This is a genomic window from Phenylobacterium sp. (assembly GCF_031412415.1).
Taxonomy (GTDB): Bacteria; Pseudomonadota; Alphaproteobacteria; order Caulobacterales; family Caulobacteraceae; genus Phenylobacterium.
Genome location: NZ_JANOCX010000379.1, coordinates 1 through 7,827, shown reverse-complemented (window position 1 = coordinate 7,827; position 7,827 = coordinate 1). Strand labels below are relative to the sequence as shown.

Sequence of the window (7,827 nt, the reverse complement as noted above, 5' to 3'; positions counted from 1 at the left end):
AACGAGGTCAGGATGAGGAACAGGTTCATCCGCTTGGCCTCGACCATCAGCGACCAGCCGCCGCTCGCCTCGACCGCGGCCTGATAGAGCGGGTCGGCGGCGACCTTCTCGGCCAAGCCGGCGTGCATCAGACCCCAGCCGCGCTGGTATCCGTCACGGGTCGAGCGACCGCCGGTGATCGTGTCGGGTGTGCCGATGCTGGGGAGTTCGATGCGCGCCATTCGACGTTGCTATTGGCGCCCAGCCGGCGGCGCAACCCCCGTTGGGGCTCTCAGGCGGTGGCGCTGCGCAGGCTGATGCTGGAGCAGCGCTTGGCGCGTGACGCCCGCTGCAGATCCTCCAGCCGCCGCGAAAGGCGGCTGGCCTGGGTGGTGGGCGCGGGGCTGAGCGATATGGGCAGGTAGTAGCTGGCCAGGTCCTCACCAACGCGCATCTGGCGCTGGGTCGCGGCGAAGGCGCGCTGGGTCCTGGCGACTTCGACGGCGAGTTGGCCGCAGGTCATGTGGCGGTAGTCCGAGGGCGCTCGCGCCGAGGCCGGGATGCTGGGCTGGGACTTAGGAGCCGCCGCGCACGCGCCGGCCAGCAGCGCCACGGCCACGGTCAGGATCGCCCCCCTCATCCCACGTCCTCCCCTTGCGGGTGCTTGTTGAAGCGAGCTTGGCACGATCTTGGGCGGAGTCTCAAGCGGCAAGCAGAGGGCGGTTCTTGGTGGTGTCGTTAACCATGTTGCTGAAGATGGTGAAGGTTAGCAAAGCTGATCGAAATATGGTTAACGCCAACAGTCTCGTTTCCTGCGTTAAGGCCAAGCTTCTGAGCCTTCGTCGTTAATTATAGTTAACGAGGTCAAATTTTATACAGAAGGGTCTATTCAGGGTATGTGTTAATAAACTTGATTGACAGAAGATGGTCAGGTGGATTTGCTTAGACGTAGTGGGTTTGTGGCGTGTGGACGCTGGCAGCCGGTATTGGGGTGCGTTATGTCATTGAAGCTCAGCTTGCTGGCGGTGGTCGCCGGCCTCTCGGTCGCGACCTCGGCGAACGCCCTTACGGTCGTCTCTTCGCCGACGGACGCGCCGCCTCCGGCTGGCCAGTCCGTGGTCTATGACTTCGACGGGTACGTGGCTTCCGGGTTCACGCTGACCCTGAGCGGCATGGCCGGCGTCTTCAGCGGTGCGGCCGGCTTGGTCCCGGGCGTCGCGGCGCCGCCTCCTGGCACGACCAGCGACTATCTGGCCATCCAGACGGGCGGCTCGGCCACTCTGGACACGCCGCTGATCCGCGCCTTGAGCGTCTACATCGGCTCGCCGGACTCCTACAACAGCATCCGGTTCATCGGCCTGAACGGCTTCGACGTCACGCTCAGCGGCGCGGCCCTGGCCGACGGTTCGTTTGGCGGCAACCAGTCGATCGGCCGTCGCATGACCTACGACTTCGGCCTGGACCGCGTGACGCAGGTGATCTTCTCGTCCAGCGGCAATTCGTTCGAGCTCGACAATATCGCGGTGGCTTCGGCCGTCCCCGAACCGGCGACTTGGGCGATGATGATCGTGGGCTTCGGCACGCTGGGCGCGACCCTGCGTCGGCGCCGGGCGAGCGCCCTCGGGTGGGCCTAGTCGGCCGCGGGGAGAGGCGGGCCCGATCCCGTCCTTCCTGAGTCGTCGCATGCCTCGCGAAGTCGCGAACGACGTCGTCGATTGTCGTTTTCTTGGCCCTCGAACGCGCCTATAGGAAGTGCTGCTCTATGCACCGCCCGGCCGAAAGGCCGGGCGCCGTCATTTTAGGAATACCGTCATGACCGACATCCTGATGCCGAAGGCGACCGCTGTCTGGCTGGTGGACAACACTTCGCTGACCTTCGATCAGATCGCTGATTTCTGCGGCCTGCACCCGTTGGAAGTCAAAGGCATCGCCGATGGCGAGGTCGCGCGCGACATCCGCGGCGCCGATCCGATCGCCAATGGCCAGCTCAACCGCGAAGAACTGGACGCCGCCCAGAAGAGCGACAAGTATCGCATGAAGGCCCAGAAGAGCCGTCACGCCGAACTGCTGAAGCCGGTGAAGAAGGCCCCGCGCTATACACCGGTGTCGCGCCGCCAGGACCGTCCGGACGCCATCGCCTGGTTCATCCGCAATCACCCGGAAGTGGCCGACAGCCAGATCGCGCGCCTGCTGGGCACCACCAAGGCCACCATCGACCAGGTCCGCAATCGTCAGCATTGGAACGCGGCCAACATCAAGCCGGTCGATCCCGTGACGCTTGGCCTATCGACCCAGCTCGAGCTGGACGCCGTGGTCCGCAAGGCGGCCGACAAGAAGGCTAAGGATGACGCCAAGCGCGGCATCGTCGAGCCCGATGGTCCGACCCTTGAGCCGGCTTCGCAGACCGGGGTCGTGATCGAGTATGACGATGATCACGTCGCCGAGCCGCCGCACTTCGATGACGACGACGGCGACGACGACTAGGACAGCCCTGCCGACCACCTCCTGGGACCTCGGGGGGCGGTCGGCCAAGGCCGTCTGATATCCGGCCCTCACGGACGAGGAAGAGACGGGGCGGGCCCCGGCCCTTCGGCCAGGGCCGCTAGGCGGCTAGTGGGCCTGGGAGCCCAGAGCCTGGATCTCTTCCTTCAGCCTGAGCTTCTGTCGCTTAAGTTCCTTCAGTTTTACGGTGTCGGCTGCAGGCCTGCTCAACTCGTCCTGGATCGCCTTGTCCAAGTTCTGGTGTCGGGATCCGAGTTCGCGGATGCGGGCTTCAACGGCCATATCGTGTCGTCTCCTGCATGAACCTATGTTGGAGAGTGAACACCCGCTGGCCTGACCTGTCAGATCACATATGTTTGCGATCCGACATTCACCGCCGGCGCCTTGAAATCGGGCGTGGAGACCCAAAGCGCATGAGCAGTAACCCACGCCTGGTGGTCGGCGTCTCCGGCGCAAGCGGCGCGGCCTACGGTCTGCGGGTGCTGGACGCCTGTCGCGACCTGGGCGTCGAGAGCCATCTGATCTTCTCCCGCGCCGCGGCCCTGACCCTGGCCCAGGAGACGACGCTCAGCGTGGCCGACGTCCAGGCCCGCGCCGACGTGGTCCACAAGGTGGGTGACGTGGGCGCCTCGGTGGCCTCGGGATCCTTCCCGACACTGGGCATGATCGTGGCGCCATGTTCCGTGCGGACCATGAGCGCGATCGCCACCGGCGTGACGTCGTCGCTGCTGACCCGGGCCGCCGACGTGACCTTGAAGGAGCGTCGGCCCCTGGTGCTGATGGTGCGCGAGACGCCGCTGCACCTGGGCCACCTGCGCACCATGGTCCGGCTGGCCGAGATGGGCGCCGTGATCGCCCCGCCGATGCCGGCCTTCTACGCCCGGCCGACCAGCCTGGACGAGATGGTCGATCAATCGGTGGGCCGGGCGCTCGATCTGTTCGGCCTCTCCTGGAAACCCGTTAAGCGTTGGGGCCAGGATGTCGGTCCGCAGTCGGGGGAGGGCTGACCATGTCGCTCTGGGACTGGACCCTGGACCTCTACGCCCGCGACGGCGTGCCGGAGGCGACGCTTAGCCTGCAGGACGAGCACGGCCAGAATACCTCCTATCTGCTGTGGGCCATCTGGGCCGAGGGACCCTCCGCGGCCGCGCTCGCCGAGGCGGTGGTCGTGGCGAAGGCCTGGGACGCCAAGGTGCTGATGCCGATTCGCGAGGTTCGCCGTGCGTTGAAGCCCGCCTTTCCGCCGGTGGACGACAGCGCGCGCGAAGGCCTGCGCCAGGACGTGAAGGCCGCCGAGCTGCGCGCCGAGCGGGTGCTGATGGAGACGCTCGAAGTCCTGGCCCCGGCGGCCAGCGGCGGCCATCCGGCCCTGGAGAGCCTTCGCGCCGCCGCCGCGGCCTGGGGCTCGCCCGCCGACGACGAGGGCCTGGCTCGCCTAGCGCGCGCCCTCGTCTAGACGAGGGCTGCTCGCGTGCGCATCATCTGAGTCGGGCGACGAGGCGTGGCGTGATGAACGACGATGACGATTTGGACGAGGCAGCGACACGTTTTCGCGCGCACCTGGCTTCGGTGATCCAGGAGCATTCGGACCTCAACGCGGCGGTCGAGGCCCTCTCCCTCGCGCCCGTCCCCGACATGATGGTCATCGCGCGCCTGAAGCGGAAGAAGCTGGCCCTGAAGGACGACATCTCGCGCCTTCGCAACCAGCTTACGCCCGACATCATCGCCTGAGGCGTCAGCTCATCATCTTGAAGGCGCAGATCTTGTTTCCGTCGAGATCGCGGAAATAGGCGCCGTAGAAGCCGGAGCCGCGCAGGCCGGGCGGTCCGTCGCAGGTCGCGCCCTGGGCCAGGGCTTCGGCGTGGATGGCATCGACCATGTCGCGGCTTTCCGCGGCCAAGGCCACCATCGTGCCGTTGCCGGGTACGGCGGGTTGCTTGTCGTAGGGCTCGCACAGGGCCAGTCCGCCGGCGCCGAACTTGCCGTAGAAGAGGATACGCCCGCCGTCATAGCCCTGACGGACGCCCATGGTCCCCAGGACGGCGTCATAGAAGGCCTTGGCCTTTTCCAGGTCGTTCGTGCCGATTGTGGTGTAGCCGATCATGGTCGCTCTCCCTCTTTGGGACCGACCCTAGCGGCGTGACGCGGGCGTCAGGTACCCGAAATCGATCGCGACGCCTGACGCGGCTCGATAATCCCGCGGCGCTCGCGCTTGCGGATGAACATGGCGGCGTCCGCCTCGGCCACCAGTTCCTCCGGGTCGATCTCCGACGAGATCTCGCGCACGCCATAGGAGATGTGCAGCGGCGCCGACCAGTCGCCGAACTGGATCGGCGAGCCCTCGATCGCGTCCGCCAGGGCCTCGGCCTTGGCTTCCGCCGTGGGCTTGTCGGCCTGGACCAGGATCACGGCGAACTCGTCGCCGCCCATCCGTCCGACGATGTCGCTCTCGCGCACATGGGCCAACAGCCGCTCCGCCACCGCACGGAGGGCGGAGTCGCCCGCGGCGTGGCCGAAGCGGTCATTGACGTGCTTGAAGCCGTCCAGGTCGAAATAGACCACGCTGGCGGGCGATCCGTAGCGTTGGGAAAAGGTGCGGATTCGCCCGAGCTCACGCACGAAGGCCCGGCGGTTGAGCAGCGGCGTCAGGGCGTCGCGATCGGCCAGGTCCTCCACCTCGGCCAGCTTGGCCTTCAGCCGGGTCACCTCGCCGCGCAGCTCGTCGATCTCGGTCAGCAGGGTCTTGACCGCCCCCTGGACGGCCGGCGTCAGGTCGCCTTCGGCCAGGCCCAGGAATGCGGTCTTGTCGGTGGGCCCGGTCGCCGTCGCGGTCGCCTGGGCGCCGGCGCGCACGAGGGCGCTCTTGCGGATGGCTGAGAAGGATTCGGAGCGGGCGCCGGTGATCTTCATGGGGCTTCCATCGAACGAGAATCGCTGAAGTCCTAGCGGATTAAGAATCCTGAACGTCCTTGGTTGCGGGCGCAAGACCGGCGCCTATACTCCGCGCCTTTCCGCCGCAGGGGTTTCCAGGCAAATGAGCGCAACGACCGCGCCGGTCGCCATCATAATGGGCAGCCGGTCCGACTGGCCCACCATGAAGGGCGCCGCCGAGAGCCTCGACGCCCTGGGCGTGGCCTATGAGGCCAAGGTGGTCTCCGCCCACCGCACGCCCGAGCGCATGTACGCCTTCGCCAAGGGCGCCAAGGCGGCGGGGTTCAAGGTGATCATCGCCGGGGCGGGGGGCGCCGCGCACCTGCCGGGCATGACGGCTTCGATGACCGAGCTGCCGGTGCTGGGCGTGCCGGTCGAATCCAAGGCGCTGAAGGGGATGGATAGCCTGCTCTCCATTGTCCAGATGCCCGCTGGCATCGCGGTGGCGACCCTCGCCATCGGCGAGGCGGGGGCGAAGAACGCCGGCCTGCTGGCCGCCCAGATCCTGGCCCTGTCGGACCCGGCGCTGGCCGAGCGGCTGACCGCCTATCGGGCCCGCCACACCGCCAGCGTCGCCGAAACCGTCGAGGACTGAGCATGACCGCCATCCTGCCGCTGCCGCCGGGATCGACGCTCGGTATCCTGGGCGGCGGACAGCTCGGCCGGATGCTCGCCCAGGCCGCCGCCAAGCTGGGCTTCGACGTGGCGATCCTGGAGCGCGAGACCGACGCGCCCGCCGGCCGGGTGGCGGCGCACGCCATCATCGGCGCGTATGACGATCCGCTCGCCCTGAACGCCCTTGCCGAGCTCGCCGATGTGGTCACCTTCGAGTTCGAGAACGTGCCCGCCGCCTCGGTCGAGGCCCTGATGGCGCTGGGCGTCGAGGTGGCGCCGGGTCCGCTTGCCCTGGCCGTCGCCCAGGATCGGGTCGACGAGAAGAGCTTCCTCAACGCCAGGGGCGTGGCCACCGTCGCCTTCGCCGCCGCCGACAGCCCCGAGACAGCGGTGGCCGCAGCCGCCGCCGTCGGGACGCCGTGCCTGATGAAGACCCGCCGCGAAGGCTATGACGGCAAGGGCCAGACCTGGGTCGAGCATGCCGCCGACGCGGCCAAGGCCTTCGAGTCCCTGGGCGCCCGACCGGTGATTCTGGAGGCGGCCGCCGACTTCGTCCGCGAATTGTCAATCATCGCGGCACGGGGTCGAGACGGCGCCATCGCCGTCTATCCCCTGGCGGAGAACCACCACGAGAAAGGCGTCCTTCGCCGCAGCGTGGCGCCCGCCGAGGTCAGCGCCTCCGCCGCCGAGCAGGCCGAGCGGATCGCCGCCAGGATCCTCACCGGCCTCGACTATGTGGGCGTCATCGGCATCGAGCTGTTCGAGCTGAAGGACGGCTCCCTGCTGGTCAACGAGATCGCGCCCCGCGTCCACAACACCGGCCACTGGACCCAGGACGGCTGCGAGGTCGACCAGTTCGAACAGCACATCCGCGCCGTCGCCGGCTGGCCGCTAGGCCCCACCGCAGCCCGCGCCCAGGTCGAGATGCTGAACCTGCTAGGCGACGAGGCGGCGGGCTGGGCGACCTACGCCGCACAACCCGAGACCCGCGTGCATCTCTATGGGAAGCGCGAGGCCAAGCCCGGCCGCAAGATGGGCCACGTGAACCGGATTCTAGGTTCGCTCTAGGCTTCGGGGGGAATGGCCGACAGGGCTTCTTCCAGCTCCAGGAAGCTGGGCTGAGCGCCGGAGGGCACGCTGCCGCGGCCGATCTCGACCGATATCTGAGCGGCGTTGCCGTGCAGGTGGGCGACGAGAACGCCCTGGATGATCTTGTAGAAGGACCCTTCCTCCTCGATCACTTCCTTCAGCCGCACGGCCATCGGGCCGACCAGGCCGTAGGCCAGGAACACGCCGAGGAAGGTGCCGACCAGGGCCGACCCGATCATCTCGCCCAGCACTTCCGGCGGCTCGGTGATCGCGCCCATGGTCTTGATCACCCCCAACACGGCGGCGACGATGCCGAGCGCGGGTAGGGCGTCGGCCATGTTGGTCAGGGCGCCGGCCGGGCCAAGCGCCTCGTGGTGGTGCTTTTCAAGCTGCTTTTCCATGGCGTCCTCGACCTGGTGCGGGTCCTCGAGGTTCATGGTCATCATCCGCAGCGTGTCGCAGATGAAGTCGACGGCGAAGTGATCCTTCATCACCCGCGGGAAGCGCGAGAAGATGGAGGAGTCCTTCGGGTTCTCGATGTGGCTTTCCAGGGCGATGACGCCCTTGGACTTCATGGTCTTGGTCAGCAGGAACAGCAGCGACAGCAGGTCGCGGTAGTCGCTGGCCTTCCACTTAGGCCCGGCGAACACCTTGCCGAAGCCCGAGAGCGTGCCCTTGACGACCGGCATGGAGTTGGAGATCAGAAAGGCC

At 67.4% G+C, this 7,827-nt stretch carries 13 protein-coding genes; 7 read left to right on the top strand and 6 right to left on the bottom strand.

Annotated elements, in window-relative coordinates; all coding sequences use genetic code 11:
* Together RMO04_RS17960 and RMO04_RS17955 are read right to left on the bottom strand one after the other, a co-directional pair.
* On the bottom strand, positions 1–221 hold a 221-nt coding region (locus tag RMO04_RS17960), incomplete at its 3' end, for a hypothetical protein (RefSeq protein WP_309646135.1).
* 50 nt (positions 222–271) lie between these two features.
* Positions 272–619 carry a hypothetical protein gene (locus RMO04_RS17955; protein ID WP_309646134.1) on the bottom strand — a complete coding sequence of 116 codons (348 nt, stop codon included), beginning with the start codon at positions 617–619 and terminating at the stop codon, positions 272–274.
* Positions 620–977: 358 nt separating this feature from the next.
* On the opposite strand from RMO04_RS17955, the gene RMO04_RS17950 reads away from it, so the two are divergent.
* Both RMO04_RS17950 and RMO04_RS17945 read left to right on the top strand, forming a co-directional pair.
* On the top strand, positions 978–1,613 hold the full coding sequence (locus RMO04_RS17950; protein ID WP_309646133.1) for a PEPxxWA-CTERM sorting domain-containing protein: 636 nt from the start codon (positions 978–980) through the stop codon (positions 1,611–1,613).
* A 178-nt stretch (positions 1,614–1,791) separates the two neighbouring features.
* Positions 1,792–2,463, top strand: coding sequence for a cell cycle transcriptional regulator TrcR (locus RMO04_RS17945; protein WP_309646132.1), 672 nt, complete (start codon positions 1,792–1,794; stop codon positions 2,461–2,463).
* Between the two features lie 126 nt (positions 2,464–2,589).
* Here RMO04_RS17945 and RMO04_RS17940 read toward each other — a convergent pair whose 3' ends face one another.
* Positions 2,590–2,763: a DUF465 domain-containing protein gene (locus tag RMO04_RS17940; protein WP_309646131.1), complete on the bottom strand. Its 174-nt coding sequence runs from the start codon at positions 2,761–2,763 to the stop codon at positions 2,590–2,592.
* Positions 2,764–2,894: 131 nt separating this feature from the next.
* Here RMO04_RS17940 and RMO04_RS17935 point away from each other — a divergent pair, with 131 nt between their 5' ends.
* From RMO04_RS17935 to RMO04_RS17925, 3 genes are read left to right on the top strand one after another with little or no spacing between them, the layout of a single operon-like run.
* Positions 2,895–3,488 carry a UbiX family flavin prenyltransferase gene (locus tag RMO04_RS17935; RefSeq protein WP_309646130.1) on the top strand — a complete coding sequence of 198 codons (594 nt, stop codon included), beginning with the start codon at positions 2,895–2,897 and terminating at the stop codon, positions 3,486–3,488.
* 2 nt (positions 3,489–3,490) lie between these two features.
* A complete protein-coding gene (locus RMO04_RS17930) occupies positions 3,491–3,937 on the top strand; it encodes a TIGR02444 family protein (protein WP_309646129.1) in 447 nt (148 codons plus the stop codon).
* A gap of 53 nt (positions 3,938–3,990) precedes the next feature.
* Positions 3,991–4,212, top strand: a complete 222-nt coding sequence (locus RMO04_RS17925; RefSeq protein ID WP_309646128.1) for a DUF465 domain-containing protein — start codon at positions 3,991–3,993, stop codon at positions 4,210–4,212.
* A gap of 4 nt (positions 4,213–4,216) precedes the next feature.
* On the opposite strand, the gene RMO04_RS17920 is transcribed toward RMO04_RS17925, so the two are convergent.
* Positions 4,217–4,585, bottom strand: coding sequence for a VOC family protein (locus tag RMO04_RS17920; RefSeq protein WP_309646127.1), 369 nt, complete (start codon positions 4,583–4,585; stop codon positions 4,217–4,219).
* 47 nt (positions 4,586–4,632) lie between these two features.
* Complete coding sequence (locus RMO04_RS17915) at positions 4,633–5,391, bottom strand: GGDEF domain-containing protein (RefSeq protein ID WP_309646126.1); 759 nt, start codon at positions 5,389–5,391, stop codon at positions 4,633–4,635.
* Positions 5,392–5,515: 124 nt separating this feature from the next.
* Here RMO04_RS17915 and purE point away from each other — a divergent pair, with 124 nt between their 5' ends.
* Positions 5,516–6,007 (top strand): 5-(carboxyamino)imidazole ribonucleotide mutase, encoded by a 492-nt coding sequence (purE, locus tag RMO04_RS17910; RefSeq protein ID WP_309646125.1) that lies wholly within the window; start codon positions 5,516–5,518, stop codon positions 6,005–6,007.
* 2 nt (positions 6,008–6,009) lie between these two features.
* Positions 6,010–7,095, top strand: coding sequence for a 5-(carboxyamino)imidazole ribonucleotide synthase (locus tag RMO04_RS17905; RefSeq protein WP_309646124.1), 1,086 nt, complete (start codon positions 6,010–6,012; stop codon positions 7,093–7,095).
* Here RMO04_RS17905 and motA read toward each other — a convergent pair.
* Positions 7,092–7,827: flagellar motor stator protein MotA (motA, locus tag RMO04_RS17900; RefSeq protein WP_309646123.1), on the bottom strand; the 736-nt coding region annotated here is incomplete at its 5' end. The two genes, RMO04_RS17905 and motA, sit on opposite strands and share 4 nt — an antisense overlap.

Excerpts from the sequence above, each read along its gene's own strand:
- RMO04_RS17905 (WP_309646124.1), top strand. The coding sequence starts at position 6,010 with ATGACCGCCATCCTGCCGCTGCCGCCGGGATCGACGCTCGGTATCCTG.
- RMO04_RS17955 (WP_309646134.1), bottom strand. The coding sequence starts at position 619 with ATGAGGGGGGCGATCCTGACCGTGGCCGTGGCGCTGCTGGCCGGCGCG.
- RMO04_RS17940 (WP_309646131.1), bottom strand. The coding sequence starts at position 2,763 with ATGGCCGTTGAAGCCCGCATCCGCGAACTCGGATCCCGACACCAGAAC.
- purE (WP_309646125.1), top strand. The coding sequence starts at position 5,516 with ATGAGCGCAACGACCGCGCCGGTCGCCATCATAATGGGCAGCCGGTCC.
- RMO04_RS17935 (WP_309646130.1), top strand. The coding sequence starts at position 2,895 with ATGAGCAGTAACCCACGCCTGGTGGTCGGCGTCTCCGGCGCAAGCGGC.
- RMO04_RS17925 (WP_309646128.1), top strand. The coding sequence starts at position 3,991 with ATGAACGACGATGACGATTTGGACGAGGCAGCGACACGTTTTCGCGCG.
- RMO04_RS17945 (WP_309646132.1), top strand. The coding sequence starts at position 1,792 with ATGACCGACATCCTGATGCCGAAGGCGACCGCTGTCTGGCTGGTGGAC.
- RMO04_RS17930 (WP_309646129.1), top strand. The coding sequence starts at position 3,491 with ATGTCGCTCTGGGACTGGACCCTGGACCTCTACGCCCGCGACGGCGTG.
- RMO04_RS17920 (WP_309646127.1), bottom strand. The coding sequence starts at position 4,585 with ATGATCGGCTACACCACAATCGGCACGAACGACCTGGAAAAGGCCAAG.
- RMO04_RS17915 (WP_309646126.1), bottom strand. The coding sequence starts at position 5,391 with ATGAAGATCACCGGCGCCCGCTCCGAATCCTTCTCAGCCATCCGCAAG.
- RMO04_RS17950 (WP_309646133.1), top strand. The coding sequence starts at position 978 with ATGTCATTGAAGCTCAGCTTGCTGGCGGTGGTCGCCGGCCTCTCGGTC.